The organism is Gryllotalpicola ginsengisoli DSM 22003 (genome assembly GCF_000419445.1).
Classification (GTDB): Bacteria; Actinomycetota; Actinomycetes; order Actinomycetales; family Microbacteriaceae; genus Gryllotalpicola; species Gryllotalpicola ginsengisoli.
In genome coordinates this window covers 662,182-686,355 of sequence record NZ_AULK01000001.1, presented here as the reverse complement: position 1 = coordinate 686,355, position 24,174 = coordinate 662,182, and the positions used below count along the sequence as shown (strand labels likewise).

At 74.0% G+C, this 24,174-nt stretch carries 22 protein-coding genes, 1 tRNA gene and 1 pseudogene; 11 read left to right on the top strand and 13 right to left on the bottom strand.

From position 1 onward, the window contains the following. Positions 1-21: 21 nt before the first annotated feature. Positions 22-609, top strand: coding sequence for a hypothetical protein (locus H563_RS0103360; protein ID WP_155864982.1), 588 nt, complete (start codon positions 22-24; stop codon positions 607-609). 53 nt (positions 610-662) lie between these two features. Here H563_RS0103360 and H563_RS0103355 read toward each other — a convergent pair whose 3' ends face one another. Genes H563_RS0103355 through H563_RS0103345 form a run of 3 tightly spaced genes read right to left on the bottom strand, consistent with a single transcriptional unit; the run spans position 663 to position 3,229 of the window. Then, positions 663-1,634 carry a hypothetical protein gene (locus H563_RS0103355; RefSeq protein WP_022881198.1) on the bottom strand — a complete coding sequence of 324 codons (972 nt, stop codon included), beginning with the start codon at positions 1,632-1,634 and terminating at the stop codon, positions 663-665. Positions 1,635-1,682: 48 nt separating this feature from the next. Next, positions 1,683-2,453 carry an inositol monophosphatase family protein gene (locus H563_RS0103350; RefSeq protein ID WP_022881197.1) on the bottom strand — a complete coding sequence of 257 codons (771 nt, stop codon included), beginning with the start codon at positions 2,451-2,453 and terminating at the stop codon, positions 1,683-1,685. Next, positions 2,450-3,229, bottom strand: coding sequence for a DUF72 domain-containing protein (locus H563_RS0103345; protein ID WP_027479048.1), 780 nt, complete (start codon positions 3,227-3,229; stop codon positions 2,450-2,452). Before H563_RS0103345 ends, H563_RS0103350 begins: the two co-directional genes overlap by 4 nt. A gap of 83 nt (positions 3,230-3,312) precedes the next feature. Between H563_RS0103345 and H563_RS0103340 the strand changes: the two genes are divergently transcribed. The 3 genes and pseudogenes from H563_RS0103340 to H563_RS18440 all read left to right on the top strand — a co-directional run bounded on the left by H563_RS0103340 (position 3,313) and on the right by H563_RS18440 (position 5,651). Beyond that, positions 3,313-3,388, top strand: a tRNA-Lys gene (locus tag H563_RS0103340). A gap of 198 nt (positions 3,389-3,586) precedes the next feature. Beyond that, complete coding sequence (locus H563_RS14750) at positions 3,587-4,069, top strand: NAD-dependent epimerase/dehydratase family protein (protein ID WP_051142595.1); 483 nt, start codon at positions 3,587-3,589, stop codon at positions 4,067-4,069. 117 nt (positions 4,070-4,186) lie between these two features. Further along, a pseudogene (locus tag H563_RS18440) lies at positions 4,187-5,651 on the top strand (SulP family inorganic anion transporter). A 206-nt stretch (positions 5,652-5,857) separates the two neighbouring features. On the opposite strand, the gene H563_RS0103325 reads toward H563_RS18440, so the two are convergent. From H563_RS0103325 to H563_RS0103315, 3 genes are all read right to left on the bottom strand, one after another. After that, on the bottom strand, positions 5,858-6,049 hold the full coding sequence (locus H563_RS0103325; RefSeq protein WP_155864980.1) for a hypothetical protein: 192 nt from the start codon (positions 6,047-6,049) through the stop codon (positions 5,858-5,860). 32 nt (positions 6,050-6,081) lie between these two features. Then, positions 6,082-7,014, bottom strand: a complete 933-nt coding sequence (locus tag H563_RS14740; protein ID WP_022881195.1) for a PfkB family carbohydrate kinase — start codon at positions 7,012-7,014, stop codon at positions 6,082-6,084. Between the two features lie 172 nt (positions 7,015-7,186). Further along, positions 7,187-7,831: a hypothetical protein gene (locus H563_RS0103315; protein ID WP_155864978.1), complete on the bottom strand. Its 645-nt coding sequence runs from the start codon at positions 7,829-7,831 to the stop codon at positions 7,187-7,189. Between the two features lie 194 nt (positions 7,832-8,025). Here H563_RS0103315 and H563_RS0103310 point away from each other — a divergent pair, with 194 nt between their 5' ends. The 5 genes from H563_RS0103310 to H563_RS0103290 all read left to right on the top strand — a co-directional run bounded on the left by H563_RS0103310 (position 8,026) and on the right by H563_RS0103290 (position 11,783). Then, positions 8,026-8,250 (top strand): hypothetical protein, encoded by a 225-nt coding sequence (locus H563_RS0103310; RefSeq protein ID WP_022881193.1) that lies wholly within the window; start codon positions 8,026-8,028, stop codon positions 8,248-8,250. Positions 8,251-8,405: 155 nt separating this feature from the next. Beyond that, entirely contained in the window at positions 8,406-8,900 is a 495-nt protein-coding gene (locus tag H563_RS14735) for a ferritin-like domain-containing protein (protein WP_022881192.1), read from the top strand. Beyond that, positions 8,897-10,354: a phytoene desaturase family protein gene (locus H563_RS0103300; RefSeq protein WP_022881191.1), complete on the top strand. Its 1,458-nt coding sequence runs from the start codon at positions 8,897-8,899 to the stop codon at positions 10,352-10,354. Before H563_RS14735 ends, H563_RS0103300 begins: the two co-directional genes overlap by 4 nt. Beyond that, positions 10,354-10,791, top strand: coding sequence for an SRPBCC family protein (locus tag H563_RS0103295; protein ID WP_022881190.1), 438 nt, complete (start codon positions 10,354-10,356; stop codon positions 10,789-10,791). The genes H563_RS0103300 and H563_RS0103295 overlap by 1 nt, the downstream gene beginning before the upstream one ends. Then, positions 10,788-11,783 (top strand): SDR family oxidoreductase, encoded by a 996-nt coding sequence (locus H563_RS0103290; RefSeq protein WP_022881189.1) that lies wholly within the window; start codon positions 10,788-10,790, stop codon positions 11,781-11,783. The genes H563_RS0103295 and H563_RS0103290 overlap by 4 nt, the downstream gene beginning before the upstream one ends. A 54-nt stretch (positions 11,784-11,837) precedes the next feature. Here H563_RS0103290 and H563_RS14730 read toward each other — a convergent pair whose 3' ends face one another. The 7 genes from H563_RS14730 to H563_RS0103255 form a co-directional block, all read right to left on the bottom strand. Then, on the bottom strand, positions 11,838-13,382 hold the full coding sequence (locus H563_RS14730) for an alpha-amylase family glycosyl hydrolase (RefSeq protein ID WP_022881188.1): 1,545 nt from the start codon (positions 13,380-13,382) through the stop codon (positions 11,838-11,840). Then, the gene (locus H563_RS0103280; protein ID WP_022881187.1) at positions 13,379-14,218 is read right to left on the bottom strand and encodes an SDR family oxidoreductase; all 840 of its coding nucleotides are present in this window, start codon (positions 14,216-14,218) and stop codon (positions 13,379-13,381) included. The genes H563_RS14730 and H563_RS0103280 overlap by 4 nt, the downstream gene beginning before the upstream one ends. An 85-nt stretch (positions 14,219-14,303) precedes the next feature. Next, complete coding sequence (locus H563_RS0103275; RefSeq protein WP_022881186.1) at positions 14,304-14,993, bottom strand: ABC transporter ATP-binding protein; 690 nt, start codon at positions 14,991-14,993, stop codon at positions 14,304-14,306. After that, on the bottom strand, positions 14,990-15,862 hold the full coding sequence (locus tag H563_RS0103270) for an ABC transporter ATP-binding protein (RefSeq protein ID WP_022881185.1): 873 nt from the start codon (positions 15,860-15,862) through the stop codon (positions 14,990-14,992). Before H563_RS0103270 ends, H563_RS0103275 begins: the two co-directional genes overlap by 4 nt. After that, positions 15,859-18,561 carry an FtsX-like permease family protein gene (locus H563_RS0103265; RefSeq protein WP_155864976.1) on the bottom strand — a complete coding sequence of 901 codons (2,703 nt, stop codon included), beginning with the start codon at positions 18,559-18,561 and terminating at the stop codon, positions 15,859-15,861. The genes H563_RS0103270 and H563_RS0103265 overlap by 4 nt, the downstream gene beginning before the upstream one ends. Next, a complete protein-coding gene (locus H563_RS0103260; RefSeq protein WP_022881183.1) occupies positions 18,558-21,221 on the bottom strand; it encodes an FtsX-like permease family protein in 2,664 nt (887 codons plus the stop codon). Before H563_RS0103260 ends, H563_RS0103265 begins: the two co-directional genes overlap by 4 nt. A gap of 101 nt (positions 21,222-21,322) precedes the next feature. After that, positions 21,323-22,129, bottom strand: a complete 807-nt coding sequence (locus H563_RS0103255) for a class I SAM-dependent methyltransferase (protein WP_022881182.1) — start codon at positions 22,127-22,129, stop codon at positions 21,323-21,325. Between the two features lie 61 nt (positions 22,130-22,190). Between H563_RS0103255 and H563_RS0103250 the strand changes: the two genes are divergently transcribed. Together H563_RS0103250 and H563_RS0103245 are read left to right on the top strand one after the other, a co-directional pair. After that, positions 22,191-22,955, top strand: coding sequence for an SDR family oxidoreductase (locus H563_RS0103250; protein ID WP_022881181.1), 765 nt, complete (start codon positions 22,191-22,193; stop codon positions 22,953-22,955). A gap of 33 nt (positions 22,956-22,988) precedes the next feature. Continuing rightward, the gene (locus H563_RS0103245) at positions 22,989-24,149 is read left to right on the top strand and encodes an AI-2E family transporter (RefSeq protein ID WP_022881180.1); all 1,161 of its coding nucleotides are present in this window, start codon (positions 22,989-22,991) and stop codon (positions 24,147-24,149) included. Positions 24,150-24,174 lie beyond the last annotated feature (25 nt).

The window sequence follows — 24,174 nt, the reverse complement described above, 5'->3', positions numbered from 1 at the left end:
TCGCGTCGCTAGCCTGCGAGCATGCGAGGGGGACGCATCCGGGGCGGCGCGGCGGCCATTGCCGCTTCGGCGGTCGTGGCGCTCGCGGCGTGCGGGCAGACGGCGAGCGATCCGCCGCCCGATCACATCGAGATATCGGATGGCCCGTCCGCCGGCCCCTCGGCAGAGCCGCAGACCCTCGCCGCGAAGCTGCTCGCCGCCATCGTCCTTCCCGACGGCGCGCGCGTCGTGACCCGATCGCCGGATCCGCTGCTCGACCGGCCGGCGGAGCAACCGGTGTGCACGCCCCTCGTAGACGAGCACGAGTGGGCGATGGTCGACGACCAGTCGCCGGCCCGGCTGCAGACCTGGCTGCAGCAGGCGCAGCCCGGGGCGCTGCAGCTCGACGGAAGCGGCTCCTTGACCTCCTCGGGCGCCGTCGAACTGTCGACGATCAGCGGGAAGTGGACCGGCGACTATCCCGACTTCGCGGAAGGGCCGGAGACGGTCATCTCGATCGTCGCATCGGGAGGCGGTTCAGCGTTGCGCGCCGATGTCGAGATCGCGCCCGCCGGCGCGGGGTGCGCGCACAGCGGTTCCGGGGCAGGGGCGCAGAGCGGTTCCGGATAGCCGGAACCGACAGGCCGCACCGGCTCCCGCTGAGCGGCTACGCGCGGTTGCGGTCACGCCTGCGCGTCCCACCAGTCGAGCACGCGGGAGGCGTAGAAGGTGAGCCACTTCGACGGCTCGCCCTCGGGAGCGTCGACGTCGAACCAGACCCGGCCGGGGAGGGGCCGGCCCTGCAGCCACCTGCCGTCGGGCTGCCGCTGGGCCCGGATCAGCTCGATGGCGTCGGCCAGGCGCGGGTCGGGCGCTCCGCCGTCGTGCAGCCGCGCGGCACGGAAGTAGTCGGCGGCGGTGAGCACGTTGTAGCGCCAGCGGAACGGGTAGGCGAACTGGGTCACCCACTCGGCCACCGGCTCGCCGGTGCTCTTGCGGCGGATGAGGTGGCGCTCGAGGAGGTACTCCTCGCCGGCGAGGCGCGCCTCGCGCAGCGCATCCGTGCCGCCCGTCAGCTGCTCGTAGGCGAGCAGCCCCTTCAGCGCGTTGAGCGTGGAGTGGAACGATGACACCTGCGACCCGTCGACCCACTCGCAGTTCCAGCCGCCGTCGGCCATGCGGTGCTCGAGGAACCAGTCGGCGAGGCCGGTGACGTCGGCGCCGAGCCAGGCGCCGTTGGCGAGGGTGAAGGCGTTGATGCAGCAGTCGACCTCGCCGGCCCAGTAAGGGGAGCCGTCGTAGTCCCACCGGCTGTTCTCGGCGAGCCGCTCGGCGGTGTCTCCGAGCACGGCGGCGTCGAGCCCCCATTCCCGCAGCGCGTTCAACGACCAGGTGGTCGCCGTCCACGGCTGGCCTGCGCCCGGCTGCGCCTCGGGGCCGTGGAAGTCGAAGTCGGCGGGGAAGTACGAGCCGCCGGCCCACTGGCCGTCGGGATCCTGCAGGGCGAGCAGCCGTGCCCCGAACCCCTCGGTCGCCACCCGCGCGCGGGTCGCGCCCCACACCGGATCGGGCGCGCGTGCCAGGTCGCGCTCGACCTGCCAGCGCAGGACGGGATCGGAGTCGAGCAGCCAGTCGACGACGGCCTGTTCTGTCATGGCCGAAAGCTAGCGCCCACCACCGACATCCGCGACGGCCAGCCGGATTCAGGCGCGGATGCGCGACAGCAGCTCCTCGTGCAGGGCGCCGTTGCTCGCGAGCGAACTGCCGTGCCACGGCCCGGCCTCCCCGTCGGCGGAGGTGAACCGGCCGCCGGCCTCTTCGACGAGCACGACGAGCGGGGCGATGTCGTAGGCCTTCACCCCGAACTCGCTCACCGCGTCGAGGTACCCCTCGGCGACGAGCGTGTACGGCCACAGGTCGCCGTACGCCCGGTCGCGCCACACCGCGCGGCTCACCTCGATGAGCCGGTCGAGGCGCCCGGCCTGGTCCCACTGCTGGATGGACTGAAAACTGACGGATGACTCCTCCAGCGCCGCGACGGTCGAGACGTGCAGCCGGCGGGGCTCGCCGCCGTCGCTCGCCCACGCGCCCTCGCCGCGGGCGGCCCACCAGCGCTGGCCGATCGCCGGCATCGAGGCGACCCCGGCCACCACCTCGCCGCCCACCGCGAGCGCGATCAGCGTGCCCCACAGCGGCACGCCGCGCAGGTAGTTGGCGGTGCCGTCGATGGGGTCGACGATCCACTGCCGGTCGCTCTCGCCCTCGGTGCCGTACTCCTCGCCGAAGATCGAGTCCTGCGGGTGCTCGGCGGCGATCAGCTCGCGGATCGCCCGCTCGACGGCCTGGTCGGCGTCGGTCACGTGCGAGCGGTCGGCCTTCGTCGCGATGCGCAGGTCGTTGGCGCGGAAGCGGGCGGAGGAGATGGCGTCGGCGGCGTCGGCGAGCCGCAGGGCGAAGTCGAGGTCGGCACTCACCCCGTCAGGCTATCGGCGAACTCCTCGGCGTCGAACGGCGCCCGGCCGTCGGCGTCGTTGTCGAAGTAGACGTACGCGTCCCGCGGGGTGCGCCCCGCCCCGTCGGCGGTCGCGGCGCGCCTCACCCGGTCGATCCACCGCCGCATCGGGCGACCCGAGTAGCTGCCGTGGTACAGCTCGTCGGGCCCGTGCAGGCGCACGTAGACGAAGCCCGCGGTGGGTTCGTCGAAGAGGGGCCAGCGGCCCGCGCCATCCGATGTCACCAGCGCGATGCGGTGCCTGCGCAGGATCGCGCGTGCTTCGGGCGCCGAGAACGACGGATGCCTCGGCTCGATCGCATGCCGGATGCGGCGGTGCTGCACCGTGTGCGGCAGCGCGGCGCAGAACGCTTCGAAGCGCTCGGCCTCGAAGCCGCGCCGTTCGGGCAGCTGCCACAGGATCGGGCCGAGCTTGGCGCCGAGCAGCAGCACGCCGGAATCCCAGAAGCGCTGCAGGCCGTCGGCGGTCTGCTCGGGGGCGACCATGTGGGTGAGGTAGCGGCCGCCCTTGACCGCGAAGGTGAAGTCGCGCGGGGTCGCATCCCGCCAGCGCTCGTAGCTGGTCGGGCGCTGCAGGGAGTAGAAGGAGCCGTTGATCTCGACGCTGTTCATGCGGTGCGAGAGGTGCTCGAGTTCGAGGCGCTGGGGGAGGCCCTTGGGGTAGTAGTCGCCGCGCCACCTCGCGTACCGCCAGCCCGACGTGCCGACGAAGACACGGCCGCCTGTGGCGGGGTCGATGAGTGCGCCGCTGATTTTGGCCAGCCTTTCGCGAATGCTAAGGTTGATGCTCGTGCGGTTCCCGATCGGGAAGCCCGCGAAACGCGCCTCTAGCTCAATCGGCAGAGCAACTGACTCTTAATCAGTGGGTTCAGGGTTCAAGTCCCTGGGGGCGCACCACGAAGCCCGAGATCCTCGCGATCTCGGGCTTTTCTCGTGCCCGGGGCGACCGCGTCGGCGGGCGCAAACGGTGCGATCGGGCGTAGCTTCTGCGGCAGGGGCGTGCCCGATCGTGACGTCCGTGCCCGCGAGGGCCTGCGGCCGCCGCCGACTGCGCGCGCAACGGCCCGTGCCCGCGACCGAAGGGGGAAGCATCCGATGAAGCTCGTCATCGCCGGCGGCACCGGAACCGTCGGCCGCCACGTCGTGGCCGCGGCCGCCGCGCGAGGCCACCAGGTCGTCACGCTCTCGAGGCGCAGCGGCCACGACCTGACGGCCGGCACCGGGCTGCGCGAGGCGATGACCGGGGCGGACGCCGTCATCGACGTGACCAGCGTGCTCACGCTCGCGGCGAAGCCGTCCATCCGGTTCTTCGAGACGGTCACGCGCGCGCTCAGCGACGCGGAACGGCAGGCGGGCGTCGGCCACCACGTCGCGCTGTCGATCGTGGGCATCGACGGCGTCGACGCGGGCTATTACGCGGGCAAGCTCGCCCGGCGCCGCATCCTCGAACTCTCACTGCCCGGCCGCTACTGGCGCGCCGCCCGCTCGGGCGTGCTACGCGGAACCGCGGACGCGCCCCGCGGCACGATCACCTTCGACGACTGGCTGGAGTCGCCCGACCACACGCGACAGCGGTAGCAGGGCCCGCGCCCGGTCTGCAGACGGCCACCGCGCCGTCGATACGCTTGACGGATGCCGCCGAAACTGCACTCCTCGCCGCTCGACGCGGAACGCGACGAGCGGGGCCAGGTTCCGATGCGGGCTCTGCTCAGGCATCCGTCGTTCATCACGACCGAAGTGCTCGCCGGCATGGTCACCACGCTCGCGCTGATCCCCGAGGTGATCTCGTTCTCCATCATCTCGGGCGTCGGGCCGGACGTGGCGCTGATCGCCTCGGTCGTGCTGGCGGTGTCGATGTCGTTCCTCGGCGGGCGGCCCGCCATGGTGACCGCGGCCGCCGGCTCGGTCGCGCTGGTCGTCGGGCCGATGGTGAAGGAGCACGGCGTCGAGTACGTGCTGCCGACGGTGGTGCTGGCCGGGCTGATCCAGATCGCATTCGGGGCCGCCGGGCTCGCGCGGCTGGTGCGGTACATCCCGCGCTCGGTGATGATCGGCTTCGTCAACGCGCTCGGGGTGCTGATCTTCACCGCCCAGCTGCAGCACCTGATCGGGGTGCCGTGGGCGGTGTATCCGCTGGCGGCGGCGACGGTGCTGATCGTCGTGCTGCTGCCGCGTCTGACCGCGGCCGTGCCGGCGCCGCTGGTCGCGGTCGCGGTCGTGACCCTCGTCACGGTGCTGCTGGGCCTCGACGTGCCGAACGTCGGCGACGAGGGCGACGTGAGCGGAGGCCTGCCCGGCCTCACCCTCTTGCCTCTTGCACGTGCCGCTCGACCTCGAGACGCTGCGCATCGTCGCCCCGACCGCGCTGGCGGCCGCCTTCGTCGGCCTGCTCGAGACGCTGCTGACCGCGAAGCTCGTCGACGAGCTGACCGACAGCGGCTCCGACAAGGCGCGCGAGTCGTGGGGGCTGGGGGTCGCGAACATCCTCGCCGGGTTCTACGGCGGCATCGCGGGCTGCGCCATGATCGGGCAGACCGTGGTCAACGTGCGCATCGGCCGCGCTCGCACCCGGCTGTCGACCGTGGTCGCCGGGCTGTTCCTGCTGCTGCTCGTGGTCGGGCTCTCGCGCGTGATGGCGTTGATCCCGATGGCGTCGCTGGCGGCGGTGATGATCGTGGTGGCCCTGAGCACGATCGACTGGCACAGCGTGAAGCCCGCGACGCTCAAACGGATGCCGCTGCCGGAGACCCTCGTCATGCTGGCGACCGTCGGGGTCGTCGTCGCCACGAACAACCTCGCGACCGGGGTGGGGGTGGGCACGCTGCTCGCGGTCGTGTTCTTCGCGCGCCGCGTCGCCCGCGTCGTCAGCGTGGAGCGCACCCTCGCCCCCGACGGATCGCGCGCGCACTACCGGGTGCTCGGCCCGCTGTTCTTCGCCTCCAGCAACGACCTGCCCGACCAGTTCCGGTACGTCGAGGATCCGCCGCAGGTCACTGTCGACCTGAGCGCGTCACGGGTGTGGGACGCCTCCAGCGTCGCCGCGCTCGACGCCGTCGAGACCCGCTACCGGGAGCACGGCGCCGACGTCGAGATCATCGGCCTCGACGAGCTCAGCCGCCGCTTCCACGGGCACCTGACCGGGCGGCTCAGCGCGGAATAGGCCCGGGCGGGCGGGCGCGGTGTGCGCGGCGGCTGCCGGGCGCCGGGCGGCTGCGGGGCCCGGGACGGCTGCGGGGCGCCGGGCGGCTGCGGCGCGCAGGGCACAACCGGTGCGATCGGGCACCCGTTTTGCGGCAGGACCATGCCCGATCGTGACGTCTGTGCCCGCGCCGACCGCGATCGGGCGGGCGCCGGATGGGGCATCCGTCACTGGCCGCGGTGGCGGAAGCCGCCGCCGGTGTCGAGGTCGGGGCCGTCTTCGAGAATCGGACCCTCGGCCTGCGTGATGTCGATGTCCCAGTCGTGGGCTTCTTCGTCGAGCGGCTTCTCGCCGGGCTCCACCCGGTCGGCGGCCGTCTCGTACTCGGTCTCTTCGGGTTCGGTGTTCTCGTCGCTCATGCCGGTGAGGTACCCGCGAACAGCGCCGCCGCTCACCGCGCCGCGCCGGGGCGCAGGCCGGCGAGCTCGGGGTGCCCGCCCAGCCGGGCGACCGTGTCGGCCGCCGAGCGCGCGGCGAGCTGTGCGGCCTGCTCGGGGCCGAGGCCGTCGCGCACCCCGGTGACGAGTCCGGCGAGGAAGGCGTCGCCGGCGCCGGTCGGGTCGACCGGGTTCTCCTCCCCGAACGGCAGGAACACGCTTCCGCCCGGCCAGGCGACCAGGTCGCCGGCGCCCGGCACCCCGAGCGCGACCAGGCGCGGCCCCGCGTCGAGCAGGGCGGTCGCGGCGCGTTCGGCGTCGCCGCGGCTCGAGATACGGATGCCGGTGAGCAGCTGCGCCTCCTTCGCGTCGGCGCGCACCACCTCGGCCCGGCGCAGCAGCTCCTCGCGCACGGCGCCCTCCACCGCGCCGTCGAGCACGAGCCGGGCGCCGGCCTCCGAGGCGATGCGGGCGGCCTCGAGCAGGGCGTCGGGCGGCTGCTGCAGCTGCAGGCAGACGGTGTCGGCATCCGTCAGCTCGTCGCGCGCGGCGCGCACGTCTGCGACCGTCAGCAGCGCCTCGTCGGGAACGTGCTCGAGCAGGCGCCGGGTGCCGCCCGGCTCGACGACGTCGACGAGCAGTGCCGTCGTGCCGCGCCGGGTGACGGCCGCCGTGCCGATGCCGCTGTCGGCGGCCTGCTCGAGCACCCAGTCGCCGTCGCGGTCGTCGCCGGCGACGGCGACGAGGTCGACCGCGGCGCCCAGCTGGTGCAGCGCGAGCGCATGGTTGGCGCCCTTGCCGCCGAACAGCTCCCGGCGCTCGACGACGGGAGTGCTGCCGCCTGCCTCGGGCACGCCGCCGACGCAGAGCACGAGGTCGCGGGCGAGCTGCCCGACGACGGCTACGCGGGTGGTCGGGCGGGGCGGAGGGGTCGGGCTGCTGTTCACGTCCGCTCCGGTACCCGCTCGCTCCGAGTCGTCACTTTTCGACGGTGCAGGCCGAGCACGCGACTGAACGCGACGAATGGCACCGCTGCGCCACGGCGAGTGGTCGCTTTCCGCCCAGACCGCGCCGCGTTCCGTCCGACCGTGACGAATGGGCGCCGGGGCACCGCTGCGCTCACGGCCGGCCGAAGGACTCCAGGGCGTCGGCGTAGGCGAGGGGGTCGGCGCGGGTGCTGCGGGTCACGAGCAGGGCCGCCGGCGACAGCATCCGTGTGTAATCGCCCGTCGTCGGCAGCTCGATGATGCGCTCGAGCCCGCGCCGCCACGCCGCGGTCGTCGTGCGCAGGATCTCCCGCTCCGGATCGCGTTCGTGCACGAAGGCGTGCAAGGAGCGCCGCCAGGTCTCGAACGGCCCCCGCCAGGCCTCGAACTGGTCCACGTCACGCGGCCACGAACGGATGCGGTGCCTCCGCCGCACCTCCCGCTCCGCGGCCTGCCGCCCGACCGAGAAGCGCGGCGCGTCGAGCGCCGCCAGTGCTTCTTCCAGCCGACGCCGAGCCGCCAACGCGTCCGCCCAGGCACGCACCCAGCGCTGCTCGAGTTCGGCCCGGTCGTCGCCCGGCCGAACGCCGCGGCGGGCCAGCGGCGGCGGGTTCCAGATCGGCGGCGGCACGTCGCTGCCGCGCGGGTCGAGGTCGTGCGGGTCGAGGTCGAGGGCGTAGCGCACCCAGACGAGCTCTTCGAGGGCGCGGTCGTCGTCGACGGTGAGGACCATCTCGTGCGGCCACAGCGATCTCGGCATCGGGAAAGCGGCGCGCATCTTCCGCAGGCTAGGCCGCGACGCGACGACGCGCCACCCCCGGCCACGCACTCATAGGCGCACGCCAGCAGGACCGGCATCCGTGATCGGGAATCCGCTCCCGGGCACCGTCCCCTCGCGGCATGCGACCCCGTCGGCCGCACGCCGGGCCCGGTTCCCGGGCATCACGAGCAACGACGGGAGGAGGACGGATCATGGCGGACTTCGCAGGAGACATCGCCGACGACGGCGCCGAGGACCAGACCGAGGAGACCGTCGAGCGCGTCGCCGAAGACGTGCTGCAGGACGTCGAGCACGGGCGGCTCGACGGCGACACGGCGCAGGTGCTCGAAGAGCGGCTCGAGGCCGAGGGCGTCGAGCTCAGGGAGGAGGCGATCGAGTCGCTCGCCGACGACATCGAGCAGGAGGGATCCCGCTGAACCGGGCGCCGCCGATTCAGGCGCCCGATTCGGGCCGCCGATTCAGGCCGCCAATTCAGGCCGCTGATTCGAGTTGGCCGCCCCCGTGTCGCACTGCCCGACCACGGGTACCCACCCCGCACAACCGAACACGAACAGTCCAAGGAGGCAACCCGATGTTCGAACATTTCGACAAGCCGCAGGAGCTCTTCGAGTACAAGCTCGGCACCGCCCTGACGATGGAGCACGACTCGCTGAACGCGCTGCGCGAACTGGAGATGGCCTCGCAGTCCGAAGAGGTGCGGAACCTGTTCGCCCACCACCAGGGCGAGACGAAGCAGCAGATCGCCAACCTCGAGCAGGCGTTCCAGCTGCTCGGCGTCGAGCCCGACCAGTCGCCGTCGCCGACGACGAAGGGCCTGATGAAGGAGGGCGCCGCCCTCGTCGCCAAGACCGACAAGAGCCTCGTCGACAGCGTCACCCTCTCGGCGGCGCTCGAGAACGAGCACTACGAGATCGCGGCCTACCAGTCGCTGATCATCTCGGCCGAGGCGATGGGCGCCACGCAGGTGTGCGACCTGCTCAAGCAGAACCTCGATCAGGAGATGCACACCAGCGAGGAGTTGAACCAGGCCGCCCGCATGGCGGCGCACGCGATGCCCGCCGCATGAGCGACGACGAGGCGATCGTCGTCGGCTCGGGCCCGAACGGGCTCGCCGCCGCGGTCACCCTGGCCCGTGCAGGGCTCAGGGTGACCGTGCTCGAGCGGGCCGACCACCTGGGCGGCGGCGTCGCCACGCGCGAGCTGACCCTGCCCGGCTACCGGCACGACGTGTGCTCGGCGGTGCATCCGATGGCGCTCGTCTCCGAGTTCTTCCGCCGCTTCGGCCTCGAGAAGCGCGTGGAGATGATCGTGCCCGAGATCTCGTATGCCCAGCCGCTCGACGAGCGGCACGCCGCCGTGGCCTACCGCGATCTGCAGCGCACTGCCGACGGACTCGGCGCCGACGCCGAGGCGTGGCGGCGCCTGCTCGGCCCGCTGGTCGAGCAGGGCGACGCGCTCGCCGAGACCTTCGGCGACCCCATGATCCCCGTGCCCCGGCACATCGGCACCGCCATCTCGCTGGGCCTGCGCACCCTCGCGCAGGGCTCGCCCGTGTGGAACGCCCCGTTCCGCGAGCGGGACGCGCCGGCCCTGCTCTCCGGTGTCTTCGCGCACACCATCCAACGGATGCCCCGGCTGGGCTCCGCCGCGGCGGGTCTGGTGCTCGCCGCCCTCGCCCACACCGCCGGATGGCCCATCCCGCGCGGCGGCAGCGCCGCCATCGCCGAGGCACTCGCCGCCGACCTGCACGCCCACGGCGGTCGCGTCGAGACCGGCGTCGAGGTGCGCGACCTCGGGCTGCTGCGCAACGCCGGCATCGTCATGCTCGACGTCACCCCGACCGCGTTCCTCAGGATCGCCCGCGGCCGGCTGCCGGAGCGCTACCAGCGCGCGCTGCGCCGGTTCAGCTACGGCAGTGGCGTCGCCAAGGTCGACTTCGCCCTCTCCGAGCCCGTGCCGTGGAGCGCGCCCGAACTGCGCGAGGCGCTGACGGTGCACGTCGGCGGCACCCGCGAGGAGGTCGCCGGCAGCGAGGCCGACGTCGCCGAGGGGCGGCAGCCCGGGCATCCGTACGTGCTGGTCAACCAGCCCACCCTCGCCGACCCGACGCGCGCGCCCGACGGCGGCCACGTGCTCTGGGCGTACACGCACGTGCCCGCCGGAAGCGGGGAGGACCGCGCCGAGGCGGTCCTGGAGCGCATCGAGCAGTTCGCGCCCGGCTTCCGGGACACGATCCTCGCGGTCTCCTCGCGCACCGCGCAGGACGTGGAGCGGGAGAACCCCAACTACGTCGGCGGCGACATCGGCGCCGGCGCCGCATCGGCCTGGCAGCTGCTGTCGCGGCCGCGCCCGTCGGCCTCGCCGTGGCACACGCCGCTGCCGGGCGTCTACCTGTGCTCGGCCTCGACGGTGCCGGGCCCGGGTGTGCACGGCCAGTGCGGCTGGCACGCCGCCCGGCTCGCGCTCGAGCAGCGCGGCGTGGCCGTGCCCGACCTCGCCCCGGCGGAAGGAGCAGCCTGATGGCCGTCGCACATCGACTCGTGCACGCGAGCCCCGAGCGGGTGTTCGCGGTGCTCGCCGATGGCTGGTCGTACCCGGCCTGGGTCGTCGGCGCCTCGCGCATCCGCGCCGTCGACGCCGGCTGGCCGCAGCCGGGGGCGCGGCTGCACCATTCCTTCGGCGTGTGGCCGGTGCTGATCGACGACATCACGGTGATGCGCGAGTGGGATCCGCCGCGCCGGGCCGTGCTGCAGGCGCGCGGCGGCGCGGTCGGGCGCGCGAAGGTCGTATTGGAGACGCGCACGCGCGGCGACGGATGCGTCGTGCGCATGTTCGAGGACGTCGAGGAGGGCCCCGGGCACCTCGTGCCCCGGCCGGTGCGCGACGTGGCCGGCACCCCGCGGCTGGTCGAGACGCTGCGCCGCCTCGCGTTCCTCGCCGAGAGGAGGAGCGGATGACCGGGCGAGGCGTCGCCGTGGTGACAGGAGGCTCGGCCGGGCTCGGCCGGGCCATCGTGCGGGAGCTCGCGGCCCGCGGCTGGGATGTCGCGGTGATCGCGCGCGGCCCGGACGGCGTCGAGGCGGCCGCAGAGGAGGTGCGGGCGACCGGCCGGCGCGGGCTCGCCGTGACCGCGGATGTGGCCGAGTCTGCGCAGGTGGAGGCGGCCGCGGACCGCATCGAGTCGGAGCTCGGGCCGATCGAGCTGTGGGTGAACGACGCCATGACCGGCGTGTTCGCCGAGTTCCTCGACGTCGCCCCCGAGGACTACGAGCGGGTGACCCGCGTCGTGTACCTCGGCTGCGTGAACGGCACCCGGGCGGCGCTGTCCCGCATGGTGCCGCGCGGGCGCGGGCACGTAATCCAGGTCGGCTCGGCGCTCGCGCACCGCGGCATCCCGCTGCAGGCCGCGTACTGCGGCGCGAAGCACGCGATCTCCGGCTTCACCGAGTCGGTGCGCACCGAGCTCGAGCACCGGCGCAGCCCGGTGCGCATCTCGCAGGTCGACATGCCGGCGCTCAACACGCCGCAGTTCGACTGGGTGAAGAGCGCGCTGCCCGAGCATCCGCAACCCGTGCCGCCCGTGTTCCAGCCCGAGGTGGGCGCGCGCGCCGTCGCCGACGTCGCCGACCGGCCGCGCCGGCGCAGCTGGGTCGGCCTCTCCACGGTGGCCACGGTGCTCGGCAACCGGGTCTCCCCGTGGCTGCTCGACGAGTACCTCGCCCGCACCGGGTACCGCGGGCAGCAGGCGCCCGACAAGGGGCGGCAGAGCATGCCGCCGAACCTGTACGAGCCGGTGCCCGGCGACCACGGCGCCCACGGGTCCTTCGACGACAGGGCGAAGGGCGACTCGGTGCAGCAGTGGCTGGTGCGGCATCGCACCGCCCTGCTCGCGGGCGCCGGGGCCACGGCGGCGCTGGCCGCGGGGCTCGCCGGGCGCCGCAGCCGCTGAGGCGCGACGGCCCGGCCGGGCCGCGGGTGCCGGTCGCCGACGCGCCGCCCGCCGTCACTCCGCGGCGAGCCAGGCGAAGCCGTACGGGGCCAGGGTTCCGCCGTCCCACCCTTCGCCGAGCAGCATGCGGCCGGCGGCCTCCGGCACCTGCTGCGGCACGTCGCTGAGGTTGTGCAGCGTCGTGGTGCCGCCCGCGCCCAGGGCGACGACGCCCGGCGCGCCCGGCACGGCCCACGCCCGGGCGGCGAGCACGTCTCCGCACCGTTCGGCCCGCAGCCGGGCGAGCCGGCGGGCGAGCGCCAGGTTCGAGTCCGGGTCGGCCGCCTGCTCGGCGGCGTTCACGTGCGCGACGTCGAACGGCCCGTCGAGCTGCGCCGGCAGGATCAGCGGGGAGTGCGGGTCGTCGGAGAAGCCGGCGCCCGGGGCATCCGCCCACTGCATCACCGGCCGGCACGCGGACCGGTCGGGCGCGCCGAGATCGTCGCCCACGCCGAGCTCCTGGCCCTGCATCAGCAGCGGCAGACCCGGCAGCGCCATCAGCAGGCTGAGCGACATGCGGTAGCGCGGCCGCGGGGCCAGCAGCGGCGCCCACCCGCGGCGCAGCCCGCGGCCGTAGAGCAGCATCCGCTCGTCGGGCGCGAACGCGTCGAACACCTCGCGCCGCTCGTCGTCGTCCAACTGCTCGAGGTCGAGCTCGTCGACGTTGCGCACGAAGTTGACCCGCGCGACCGGCGGCACGTGGGCGTCGAGGCTCGCGAGCGCCTCGCGCAGGGGAGCGGCCTCGCCGCGCGCGAAGGCGAGGAACAGGTGGTTGTTGAGGGTGAAGTCGAGGATCGCGTCCATCCGGTCCGGCCCGAGCAGCGGGCCGACCTCGGCGGGCGGCACGTCCGCCTCCGCGACGAGGAACACGTCGTCGCCGAGTCCCGCGCGCAGCCGCCGGTACACCTCGACCGCGTCGGCCTGCGTGCCGGGCACGGTCTTGCCGCGCACGGCGGGTACGGCCGCGTCGATGCGGAACCCGTCGACGCCGCGCTCGCGCCAGAACCGGGCGATGCCGGTGACCGCCTCGACCACGTCGGGGTTGGCGAAGTTCAGGTCGGGCTGGAACGCGTAGAACTGGTGGTGGTAGTAGGCGTGCGCCTTCTCGTCCCAGTGCCACACGCCGTCCTCCTCGCCGGGGAAGACGTTCCGGTCGTCGGGGTCCTGCACCGGCTCGTCGGCCCAGACGTAGAACCGCCCGAGCCGCGAGCCGCGATCCTCGCGGGCGGCCAGGAACCACGGATGGCGGTCCGAGGTGTGGTGCACGACGAGATCCATGAGCACACGGATGCCTCGCGCATGGCACCCTCGCACCAGCTCGTCGAACTCGGCGAAGGTGCCGAGCCGGGGGTCGATGGCCTGATGGTCGTCGACGTCGTAGCCGTTGTCGCGGCGCGCGCTCGGGTAGATCGGCAGCAGCCACAGCCAGCTCACGCCGAGCTCGGCGAGATGGTCGAGCCGGTCGATGAGGCCGCGCAGGTCGCCGATGCCGTCGCCGTCCGAATCCCGGAACCGGGTGACGTCCACTCCGTAGACGAGGCCGGGCGGGTCGGCCGTCATAGGATCGGGCGGCCTCCGGTCACCGCGACGCGCGCGCCGGAGATGTAGCTGGCCTCGTCGGAGGCGAGCAGCACGTACACCGGCGCGAGCTCGGCGGGCTGGCCGGGGCGGCCGAGCGGTGTGTTGCCGCCGAACTCCTTGACGTGCTCGGCGGGCATCGTCGAGGGGATCAGCGGCGTCCAGACCGGCCCGGGCGCGACGCTGTTGGCGCGGATCCCCTTCTCACCGAGCAGCTGCGCGAGCGAGGCGGTCATGTTCGCGATCGCCGCCTTCGTCGCCGCGTACGGCAGCAGGGTGGGCGAGGGGGCGTCGGAGTTCACCGAGGAGGAGCCGATGATCGACGCGCCGGGCTTGAGGTGCGGCAGCGCCGCCTTCACCAGGTGGAAGAACGCGCTCAGGTTGGTGGCGATGGTGCGGTCCCACTCCTCGTCGCTGATCTCGGTGAGATCCTCGTGCGTCATCTGGAAGGCGGCGTTGTTGACCAGGATGTCGATGCCGCCGAGCTCGCTGACCGCCGTGTCGATGATCTTCCGGCAGTGCGCCGGGTCGGCGACGTCACCGGGCACGAGCACCGCCTTCCGGCCCGCATCCGTCACCCACTTCTCGGTGTCGCGCGCGTCCTCGTGCTCCTCGAGATAGGAGATCAGCACGTCGGCGCCCTCGCGGGCGTACGCGATGGCGACGGCCTTGCCGATGCCGCTGTCGGCGCCGGTGATGACGGCTTTCTTGCCGGTCAGCCGGCCCGAGCCGCGGTAGCTCTCTTCGCCGTGATCGGCCTTCGGGTTCAGCGCCTGCTCGGTGCCCGGCACGTCCTGCTGCTGCGGGGGAAGAGTCATGACCTCACGTCCTTCGGCGTTCCTTCGAAACGGATACGCGGGTCTCGGTACCCGGGCGAGGCCGGGCCATCTCACGCCGGAGCCGCTACGCCGCATGCCGCCCGGAGGCGAGGGCGCCCTCGCGCAGCTGCAGCACCCGGTCGGCGTGCTCGGCCATGCGCGGGTCGTGGGTGGAGACGATCGCGGCCACCCCGTGCTCGTGCACGAGCTCGGCGATCAGCGCCATCATCTGCGCCGCCGTGTGCGAGTCGAGCTGCCCCGTCGGCTCGTCGGCGATGAGCAGCCGCGGCCGGGCCGCGAGCGCCCGGGCGATGCCGACGCGCTGCTGCTGGCCGCCGGACAGCTCGTAGGGGCGCTGGTTGGCGTGGTCCGCGAGCCCGACGGCGGCCAGCAGCTCGGCCACGCGCGCGGTGCGCTCGGGCACGGGGGTGCGCAGGATGCGCAGCGGCACCTCGACGTTCTCGGCCGCCGACAGCACGGGCAGCAGCGCGAAGGACTGGAACACGAAGCCGATGTCGCGCCGGCGCACGGCCGCCAGCTCGTCCTCGCTCGCCGACGACAGCTCGACCCCGTCGAGCACGACCGTGCCGGAGGTCGGCCGGTCCAGGCCGCCGAGCAGGTTGAGCAGGGTCGTCTTGCCGCTGCCGGACGGCCCGCGCAGCAGCACCAGTTCGCCGGGGGAGAGCTCGAGCGACACGCCGGAGACGGCGTGCACCTGCGTCGCTCCGCTGCCGTAGCTGCGCACCAGCTCGTGCGCGGTGAGGATCGCGGTCACTCGTCGTCTCCCTTCCGCACCTCGACCCGGTCGGGTTCGAGGGAGAGCCGCACCCGCTCGCGCAGCTCGAGTGCGGCGACGTAGTCGGGCGGCAGCTGCAGCCGGCCGACCCGGTCGAGCACGGCGAACTCCTCGGCGACGTGCTGCTCCTCGCCGGCATCCGTCAGCTCGGTGCGCCGCAGCGTCTCGGTGGAGGTGCGGCCGTCGCGGATCTGCACCGTGCGGCGCACGTGCTCGGACACCCCGGGGTCGTGCGTGACGATCAGCACCGTCACCCCGAGCCGCTCGTTGACCCCGCGCATCGCCTCGAGCACGAGCGCCGAGTTGGCCTCGTCGAGCTCGCCGGTCGGCTCGTCGGCGAGCAGCACCTCGGGTTCGTTGGCGAGCGCGACCGCGATCGCGACGCGCTGCTGCTGGCCGCCCGACAGCTGCACGGGCAGCCGGTCGGCGAGCTCGCCGATGTCGAGCAGCTCGAGCAGTTCCTGTGCCCGGGCGCGGCGGTTCCGTCGGGGCACGCCGGCGACGGCGAGGGTGAGCGCGATGTTCTCGGTGGCCGTGAGGTAGGGGATCAGGTTGCGGGCGGTCTGCTGCCACACGAATCCGACCGTGTGCCGCCGGTAGGCGACCCGGTCGCGCTCGCGCATCGCGAGCAGGTCGTGGCCGGCCACGTGCGCCTGCCCGGCTGTCGGCACGTCGAGCCCCGACAGGATGTTCAGCAGTGTGGACTTGCCCGAGCCCGACGCGCCGACGATCGCGGTGAGCTCGCCGCGCTCGACGGTGAGGGTGAGGCCCTGCAGGGCCTGCACCTCGACCCCTTCGGCGGCGAAGATCCGCACGAGATCGCGGCACTGGATGGCGATGTCGCTCATTCCGCTCCCATCTTGACCGTGCGCGCCGGGTCGGCCCGGCGGGCGAGCAGCACGGCCACGAGCGTCGCGACGCCCGTCACCGCGAGGAATCCCAGGACGATGAGGCCTGCGCGGCCCCAGTCGGTGTGCACCGCGACCGGGCCCGTGCCGCCGGTGAACGGCGTGAGATCGGTGGTCGCGGTGACGAGCCGCGGCAGCGCGAGCCCGAGCGCGGCGCCGACCGCCGTCGCCGCGCACACGATGGGCACGAGCTCCCAGGCGACCAGGCCGAGCGCGCCGCGCGGCGCGAGGCCCATGGTGCGCAGCATGGCGACGGTGCGGTTCCGCGACGCGGAGGCGGCGGCCGAGCCCGCGAACACGGCGATCGCCGCCAGCAGGGCGCCCGCGGCGGCCGCGGCGAGCGTGCCGGTGAGCAGGCCGCCGTTCGCGGGTGCGGCGTGCGCGGCTGTGACGACGGATGCCGCATCCCTGACGACCGCCGCCGGCTGGGCCTTCTTCACGGCGGCGGCCGCGGCCGTGGCATCCGTCACGCTGTTCGTCGTGATCAGCAGCCGGTCCGGCTGGAAGCCGGTGGAGGCGAGCTCCTTCGCGAAGGCCGCGTCGGCGAGCACCCAGCTGCCGTCGGGGCCGAGCCGGGAGTCGTTCGGCGCCTCGCCGACGATGCGCACGTCGACGACGCCGAGGTGGCCGTCGCTGCCGATCGGATGCGCCTGCACGAGGTCGTGCGAGATCACGACCGGGATCTCCCCGTCGACGCGGCGGCCGAGGCCGCCCGGGACCGCCTGCCGAACGGCGTGCAGCGCGTCGGTGTCGGCGAGCAGGGCGGTGATGCCGTCGCTCTGGCCGTTTGGAACTCCGAGGCTCGTGGCGTCGGCGGGCCCGATCGCGGCCACGTGCGTGACGCCGCTCGTCCGGGCGACGGCGCTGCGGGCCGGGGCGTCGAACACCGCGCCGGTGGCGACCACATCCGCGCCGAGCTCGCTGAGCGCCGCGTGCTGCGTGCCGGCGTCGATGGTGGCGAGCACCCCGGAGGAGAACACGGCGACGCACACCCCGACCACGACGGCGAGGGCGGCGGAGACGCCGAGCGCCGGGTCGCGCACCGCGCGGGCGCTGCCGAGGAATCCGATCAGGCCGCGGCTGCGTCGGGCGGCGGTGTGCGCGACGCGCAACACGACGGGCAGCAGGCGCAGCACGAGCACGCTGACGGCGAGCGCGAGCAGCAGGGGGGTGAGCGCCAGCAGCGGGTCGAGACCGGCCTGGGCGATCGGTCCGCGGCGCACCAGCAGCAGCGCGGCGACGACGGCGAGTCCCACGACGACCGCCTCGACGATCAGCCGGCCCCGGCCCCGCCCGAGCGCGGAGAGGTCGCCGCGCGTGGTGCGGAACCCGCGATGCGCGCCGAGCAGGGCGAACAGCGCGGCGGGCACGAGACCTGCGGCGAGCGGCGCGAGCCAGGCCGCGGCGCCGCCGCCAGCGGGCAGCAGCAGGGCCGCGGCGACGGCGCCCAACACGGCGGCCGGCAGCCCCGTGGCGAGCCCCTCCAGGGCGGCCGCTGCGCGCAGCTGCCGCCCGCTCGCACCCCGCGCGGCGGCGAGCGTGTACGCGGCCGAGCGCCTGTCGACGACGGCCCGCACCCCGAGCGCGAACACCGCGATCACCACCCCGAGCGGCCCGGAGGCCAGCAGCGCCAGCAGCGACTCGGCCGTGCCGATGCGGGCGAGGCTCGCCGTCAGCGCGTCGTCGAGCTCGCTGCTGACGGGCGAGCGCAGCTGGTAGCCGACCGAGTCGGGCAGCTTGATCTGCGCCGCGGCGAGGGCACGGATGCCGTCGACGATGCCCTCCGCGCGCTGCGGCGTGACCGCGGCGGCCGCCACGGGGAACCACATGGTGATGCCGATGCCGAGGTGCACCGCCTCCAGCGCGCGGACCGTCGCCGGGTCGACGAAGCCGGTGCCGGTATACCTGTTGATGTCGTCGCCGTTGTCGTAGTGGTTGGCGACGGTCACCGTCGGCGTGTTGGCCCAGTAATCTCCGGAGGCGTCGACCGGGTCGAACAGGCCGCTCACCCGCACGCGCAGCGTCAGGCCGTCGTTCGACACGGTCAGCACGTCGCCGACCTGAAGGTGCATCGTGCGCGCGGTGGCCTCGGAGAGCACGAAGTCGACAGGAGCGTCCTTGCTGAGGTCGAGCACATAGCTCTGCGCGTCGGCCGCCTCGCTCGGCACCGTCCACGCCTTCGGGAGCTTCCCGCTGCGCAGCTTGATGTGGTCGCGGTAGTCGGGGTCGGCCGCGAACTCGACCTGCAGCTGACCGGGCGGGTCGGTGAGCCGCGCCGGCGGGTCTGCCGGCACGAACTCGCTGCGCATCACGGTGTGGGGGTCGCCGAGCAGCGCGCGCAGCGCCGGTGCCGCCTGCCGGCGCGTGCTCGCCAGGGTGTCGCCGAGCTCGGAGAACTCGGGCAGCGCCGCGCCGGTCGGCAGCGAGGTCGCCGAGGTCACGTCCCGCTGCGGCGCCGAGAGCGAATCGGCGGCATACCGCACCTCGTCGGCGCGCAGCGTGTCGAGGGCGCGCGGCACGAGCCCCGCCGCGCAGGCCAGCACGAGCGTGAGCACGGCGACGAGCACCGAGATCGACACGTCTGCGGCGACCGAGCGCACGAGCAGCCGCATGCCGCCCACATGGGAGCGCCGGGTCATCGCGCCGCCTCCCGCACGACGAGGGTGCGCGCCTGCCGGGCGACGCGGGCGCCGTAGAGCCCGATGACGACTGCGGTCGCCGCCGCCACCGCGAGGCCCGCCGCGGCGAGCCAGACCGGGTCGGCGCGCAGCACGACCGGCACGTACGCGAACGCGTCCGTCACCGCTGCCCGGGCCAGGTCGACGACCGTCAGCCCGGCCGCGAGGGCGCCGCCGGCGGCGCCCACGACGAGGGCCGCTGCGACCACCGCCACGAGCTCCGCGCGGCGCAGCCGGGCGACGCTCCGCGGCTCCAGTCCGAGCGCGCGCAGCACCCCGACCTCGTCGCCGCGCAACCGCAGCAGCTCGCCGGCCACCGCGGCGAGCGCGATCAGGGCGAGCAGCGCGCTGCCCGCGGCGCCGACCCAGAGCGCGGCGGGGGCGATCCGCAGCACGCCGCGCCCGGCATCCACGTCGGGGCCGGTCACCTGGGCGGCAGGCAGGGCGGCACGGATGCGCGCGGCGACCGCCGCGGGAGCATCCGTGCCCACCCACGCCCGCGTCGCCGTGAGCGCCGGCCCGCCCGACTGCACGCGCTGCGCCTGCACAGCCCGCAGGTCGGCGAGGGCCGCAACATCGCCGCTCGCCCCCGGCAGCTCGTCGAGCACGGCCGCGACCCTGCCGTCGAGCTGCCCGCCGGCGTCGAGGCCCACGCTCACGGTCTGGCCGACCTTCACCCCGAGCCGCGCGGCGGCCTGCCGCGACAGGGCGAGCGGCACCGGACGTCCGGCGGGGGAGAGCCTGACGTCGAGCGCGTCGACTGAGCCGCTTCCGACGAAGCCGGCGCCGTGCACGGAAGCCGCCGACGGGTCGCCGCCGGCCAGCACGTTGCGCGCCGTCCACCCCGAGCCGAGGTCGAGGGTGTGTGCGCCCACGGCGATGCCGTCGACCGTGAAGCCCATCTCGGGCTGCGGCAGCCCCACGGAGAGCTCGGCCGCCGACGCCGCCATGCGCACGTCGAGCGCGATCAGGGCGCGGCCCGAGCCGTCCGGCAGCGCGGCCGTGAAGTCGTGGCCGGAGCGGGCGAGCGGCACGCTTTCGACGTCGCCGTCGGCGTCGAGCACCGTGGCGGTGAGTGTCGGCGTCGGCCCGCTCCACGTGCCGGTCACCCGCAGGGCCGCGCCGCCGTCGGGCAGGGCGATGCCGACTGCACGCCCGCCGAGCGCGCTCGCGAGCGCCGCCGGGGCGACCGCCCCGTCCGCGTCCGAGACGGTGCGCGCGAGCTGCGGCGCCGGCACCGCCGTCAGCGGCACCTCCTCGTCGTCGCTGTCGGTCCACGAGGTGGTCACGACCGGGGCGGCCGCGTCGACGCCCTTCAGCGCGGCGAGGCGACGGATGCCCGCGGCATCCGTGCCCGTCACGACCAGGTCCGCGCCCGCGTGCAGCTGGTCCGTGCGCGTGGAGACCGTGCGCCACGTCGGCCCGTAGCTGCCCGCCAGCACGAGCCCGCCGACGGCGAGGGCCACGAGCACGAGCGGCGAGGCGACGAGCCGCACCCGGCGGGCGAGCTGCCGCGCCACCAGCACCGCGCCGAGGCGCGCGCCCCGCTCGGCGCGCCGCTCGACCAGCCCGACCACCAGCGGGAACGCGGCGACGCCGAGCACGGCGACGTCGGCGAGCACGAGCGCGGGTGCGAGCACGGCGATCGGATCCACGGCGCTGCCGGTGCGGGTCGGCGACAGCGGCGACCCGAACTGCAGGAACCGCCACAGCGCGACGGCGGCCGCGGCGGTGAGCACGACCAGCAGCCCGGGGCCGGCCAGGCGGCGGGCGCGGCCCGAGTCGTCGGCGCTCTCGCGCCGGAACGTGGTGCGCGCCGTGCCGTACGCGATGCCGGCGCCGAGGGCCACCGTCACCGCCACGACGGCCAGCACGATCGACGCGAGCGGCGCGAGCCCGAGCGGATGCGCGCCGAGCCCGAGCAGCACCGCCGTGGCAAGCGCCGCCCCGGCCGGTGCGCCGACGCCGGCGATGACGGCGAGCTCGGCCGCGGTGCCCGCCCCGACGCGGGCGGCGGAGGCGCCGCGGGAGCGCAGCAGCGCCGTCTCCCGCCGCCGCACCCCGTCGAGCAGGCGGGCGAGTTCGGCGACGGTCACCACGCCGATCGCGGCCACCAGCAGCAGCGGCACCGGCTCGATCGCCGCGAGCGGGGTGATCCGAGCGTTCAGCAGGCGCGCCTGCGTGGCCAGGCCGCCCGACTTCTCCACGCCCTGCGCCCCGACGACCCGGTCGGCGAGCAGGGCGTCGAGGATGCGCGTGCCGGAGCCGGCCAGCGTGGCGAGATCGGCGGGCACGAGCCGCCCCGACCTCGCCGTCACGGTCCACAGCAGGTCGCCGTCGCGCCGCGACAGGGCCACCGTGACGGGCACGCCGGCCAGCTCGCGGGCGATGATCGACCGCGCCCGCGCGTCCTGCGCCGCTGCATCCGCCCCCTCGGGCGCATCGAAGACGAGGCGGGAGGGCGCCCCGGCCAGCTGGGCGATGCCGCTGCGGGCGCCGTCGAGCGCGGCCGAGGAGAACCCGCCGACGAGCCCCGTGCCGAGACCGGCGAGCAGCGCCGCGACTCCGAGGATCGCGCCGAACAGCGCCGCATGTGCGCGGATGCGGCGGACGGCGATCATCGGCGAATCGTTACCTCGGGCGGGAGACGGACACTGCCGTCACCCTAGCGAGGCGAGATAACGGGCCGATTACGCGCCGCGGCCCGGCGCCTGCCGCGGCCTCAGCGGACGGGGCGGCGCGACAGCGGCTGCGGCGGGATGCGCAGCGGCGGGCCGGACGGCTGCCGGGGCGTCTTGAAACCGACCCAGATGTAGGTCGGGATGAGCGGCAGCAGCGCCGTGAGCACCTCCTTCGACGCGTGTCGCGCCCAGCCGGGCGCGAGGTCGTCGTTGGCGAACGCCTCCGGCTCGACGAGCACCGGGAAGGTGTAGTCCCAGACGTCGAAGTCCTTGACCAGCTTGCGCAGTTCGCCGCGGAACCGGAACTGCTCGTAGTAGTTGTCGCCCTTGCCCGTCGCCTGCATATACAGGTCGGCCGCCTTCTGCGGCAGCCAGGACAGGAACGGGAGCTTGTAGTGCGGCTCGATCACGACGAGCCGCTGCCCGAAACCGAAGTAGGCGATGCCGCTGGGCTTGAGCACGCGGCGGATCTGGGCGACCACGGCCTCGGGCGAGACGACGTGCTCGTAGATGTGGTTGAAGGTGACGAGGTCCATGCTCTCGTCGTCGTAGGGCAGCGCATCCCCGGAGGCGACCTGGAAGTCCACGTGGTGGCCGAAGCGCTGCGCTGCGCGCTGCACCCCCGGCTCGTCGATGTCGACCCCGTGCGCCTGGGCTCCCGCGTCGGCGAGCGAGTCGGCGAGGATGCCCGTCGAACAGCCGACGTCGAGCGCCGAGATGCCGTCGAGGTCGTCGCGACCGAGGGCGTGCTTCACGACCGAGAGGATCTTCTGCGCTTTGCGGCGCCGCGTCTCCTCGTTCTTGATCCGACCCGGAAGCTCGGAGTACCGCAGCTGCTCTTCGCGCATGGCTGCACTATAGAACATCGCCAGGGCGCGCCGGAGAACGCCATCGGTGCACCCTGGAGTCATGCAGATCAGCGGAAACACCATCTTCATCCCCGGCGCGACGAGCGGCATCGGCCTCGCCCTCGCGCTGCGTCTGAAAGACAAGGGCAACACGGTCATCGTCGGCGGGCGCCGCACCGAGGTGCTCGAGCAGCTCGCACGCGAGCACGGCTTCGACACGGTGCGCATCGACACGACGGATGCCGCCAGCATCGCCTCCGCCTCCGCGGAGGTGATCGCGAAGCATCCGTCGCTCAATGTGCTCGTCGCCATGGCCGGCATCATGCGCATCGAGGACTGGCACCGCCCTGACGGGTTCCTCGACGACGCCGAGCAGGTCGTCACGACCAACCTGCTCGGGCCGATCCGCCTCATCGCGGCGTTCATCGAGCAGCTGCAGGGGCAGCCCGACGCGACCATCGTCACGGTGTCCTCGGGTCTCGCGCACGCGCCGCTGCGCGTCACGCCGAGCTACAACGCGACCAAGGCGGCGATCCACATGCTCAGCGAGTCGGTCCGCCTGCAGCTCGCCGACACGAGCGTGAAGGTGATGGAGCTGGTGCCGCCGGCCGTCGCCACCGAGCTGCTGCCCGGCCAGTCCCGCAGCCCCGTTGCCGTGCCGCTGGACGCGTTCGTCGACGAGGTGATGCACCTCATCGAGACGCAGCCCGACGCGCACGAGATCCTCGTCGAGCGAGTCAAGTTCCTGCGCTTCGGTGAGGTGCGCGGCGACTACGACCAGGTCGTGCAGACGCTCAACTCCACCGATCCGCACGCGGCCTCCTGACCGGCACCCGGCGAGCTGGGTACTCTCTTGCGCATGGCACTGATGCGCAGGAGAGCCCAGGTCGCCGGGCAGCCCGAGTCGAACAGCGCGCTGCTGCGAGCCGCAGGGGAGCGGGCCGCGGCGCAGTGGGGTGACGGCTTCGGCCGGATCGCGACCCGGTGCGTGCAGATCATCGCCGTGCTCGTCGTCGCCTCGGCCCTCGTCTTCGTGGTCACCCAGGTCAGCCTGGTCTTCATCCCCGTCACCCTCGCGCTGATCCTCTCGTGCGCGATCCACCCGCTGCTGCACTGGATGCGCCGGCACGGCATGCCGTCGATGCTCGCGACCTGGATCGCGCTGCTCTCGGTCCTCGTCATCATCGGCGGGCTGACCACCCTCATCGTGTGGGCCGTGCGCAGCCAGTGGGACGACCTGGTCTCCTCGGCCACCGACGGCATCGGCGCTCTGCAGACCTACCTGAACCACCTGCCCGGCAACCTGGTCACGCAGCAGAACCTGAAGGACCTGCAGCAGTCGCTCCTGGACTTCCTCACCAGCGCCCAGTTCGGCCGCGGCGCCCTCGCCGGGGTGGGGGCGGCGGCCGAGGGCGTCACCGGGCTGTTCCTCACCATCGTGACGCTGTTCTTCTTCATGAAGGACGGCCCCAAGATCTGGGAGTTCCTGCTGCGCCCCTTCGAGGGCGAGAACTACGAGCGGGCGCGCCGGGTCGGCGACAAGACCGTGTCGGTGCTCGGCGGCTACGTGCGCGGCACGGCGACCGTGGCGGCAGCGGATGCGGTGGGCATCGGCATCGGGCTCGCGATCGTCGGCGTGCCGCTGGCGCTGCCGCTATCGGTCATCGTCTTCATCACCGCGTTCATCCCGATCGTCGGCGCCACCGTCGCCGGCGTGCTGGCCGCCCTCGTGGCGCTGGTCGCCAACGGGCCGCTCGCGGCGCTGATCGTGATCGCCATCGTCGTGTTCGTGAACCAGCTGGAGAGCCACCTGCTGCAGCCGCAGATCATGGGCCACTCGCTCAAGCTGCACCCGCTGATCATCCTGCTCGCCCTGGCGGCCGGGTCGATCATCGGCGGCATCGTCGGCGCGGTGCTCGCCGTGCCGATCGCCGCGACCGCGTGGGGCATCATCAGCGTCTGGAACGGCGAGCACGAGCCGGCCCACCCCGCCGCCCAGAAGCGCCCCGAGGTCGTCTGACCCCGTTCCCTGAGGAGCGCCGGAG

Bases quoted from the DNA above. Each gene is read 5' to 3' on its own strand.
- H563_RS0103250 (WP_022881181.1), top strand. From the start codon at position 22,191: ATGCAGATCAGCGGAAACACCATCTTCATCCCCGGCGCGACGAGCGGC.
- H563_RS14730 (WP_022881188.1), bottom strand. From the start codon at position 13,382: ATGACGGCCGACCCGCCCGGCCTCGTCTACGGAGTGGACGTCACCCGG.
- H563_RS0103295 (WP_022881190.1), top strand. From the start codon at position 10,354: ATGGCCGTCGCACATCGACTCGTGCACGCGAGCCCCGAGCGGGTGTTC.
- H563_RS0103360 (WP_155864982.1), top strand. From the start codon at position 22: ATGCGAGGGGGACGCATCCGGGGCGGCGCGGCGGCCATTGCCGCTTCG.
- H563_RS0103290 (WP_022881189.1), top strand. From the start codon at position 10,788: ATGACCGGGCGAGGCGTCGCCGTGGTGACAGGAGGCTCGGCCGGGCTC.
- H563_RS0103270 (WP_022881185.1), bottom strand. From the start codon at position 15,862: ATGAGCGACATCGCCATCCAGTGCCGCGATCTCGTGCGGATCTTCGCC.
- H563_RS0103245 (WP_022881180.1), top strand. From the start codon at position 22,989: ATGGCACTGATGCGCAGGAGAGCCCAGGTCGCCGGGCAGCCCGAGTCG.
- H563_RS0103325 (WP_155864980.1), bottom strand. From the start codon at position 6,049: ATGAGCGACGAGAACACCGAACCCGAAGAGACCGAGTACGAGACGGCC.
- H563_RS0103355 (WP_022881198.1), bottom strand. From the start codon at position 1,634: ATGACAGAACAGGCCGTCGTCGACTGGCTGCTCGACTCCGATCCCGTC.
- H563_RS0103255 (WP_022881182.1), bottom strand. From the start codon at position 22,129: ATGCGCGAAGAGCAGCTGCGGTACTCCGAGCTTCCGGGTCGGATCAAG.
- H563_RS0103280 (WP_022881187.1), bottom strand. From the start codon at position 14,218: ATGACTCTTCCCCCGCAGCAGCAGGACGTGCCGGGCACCGAGCAGGCG.
- H563_RS14735 (WP_022881192.1), top strand. From the start codon at position 8,406: ATGTTCGAACATTTCGACAAGCCGCAGGAGCTCTTCGAGTACAAGCTC.
- H563_RS0103310 (WP_022881193.1), top strand. From the start codon at position 8,026: ATGGCGGACTTCGCAGGAGACATCGCCGACGACGGCGCCGAGGACCAG.
- H563_RS14750 (WP_051142595.1), top strand. From the start codon at position 3,587: ATGAAGCTCGTCATCGCCGGCGGCACCGGAACCGTCGGCCGCCACGTC.
- H563_RS0103265 (WP_155864976.1), bottom strand. From the start codon at position 18,561: ATGACCCGGCGCTCCCATGTGGGCGGCATGCGGCTGCTCGTGCGCTCG.
- H563_RS0103315 (WP_155864978.1), bottom strand. From the start codon at position 7,831: ATGCGCGCCGCTTTCCCGATGCCGAGATCGCTGTGGCCGCACGAGATG.
- H563_RS0103300 (WP_022881191.1), top strand. From the start codon at position 8,897: ATGAGCGACGACGAGGCGATCGTCGTCGGCTCGGGCCCGAACGGGCTC.
- H563_RS0103260 (WP_022881183.1), bottom strand. From the start codon at position 21,221: ATGATCGCCGTCCGCCGCATCCGCGCACATGCGGCGCTGTTCGGCGCG.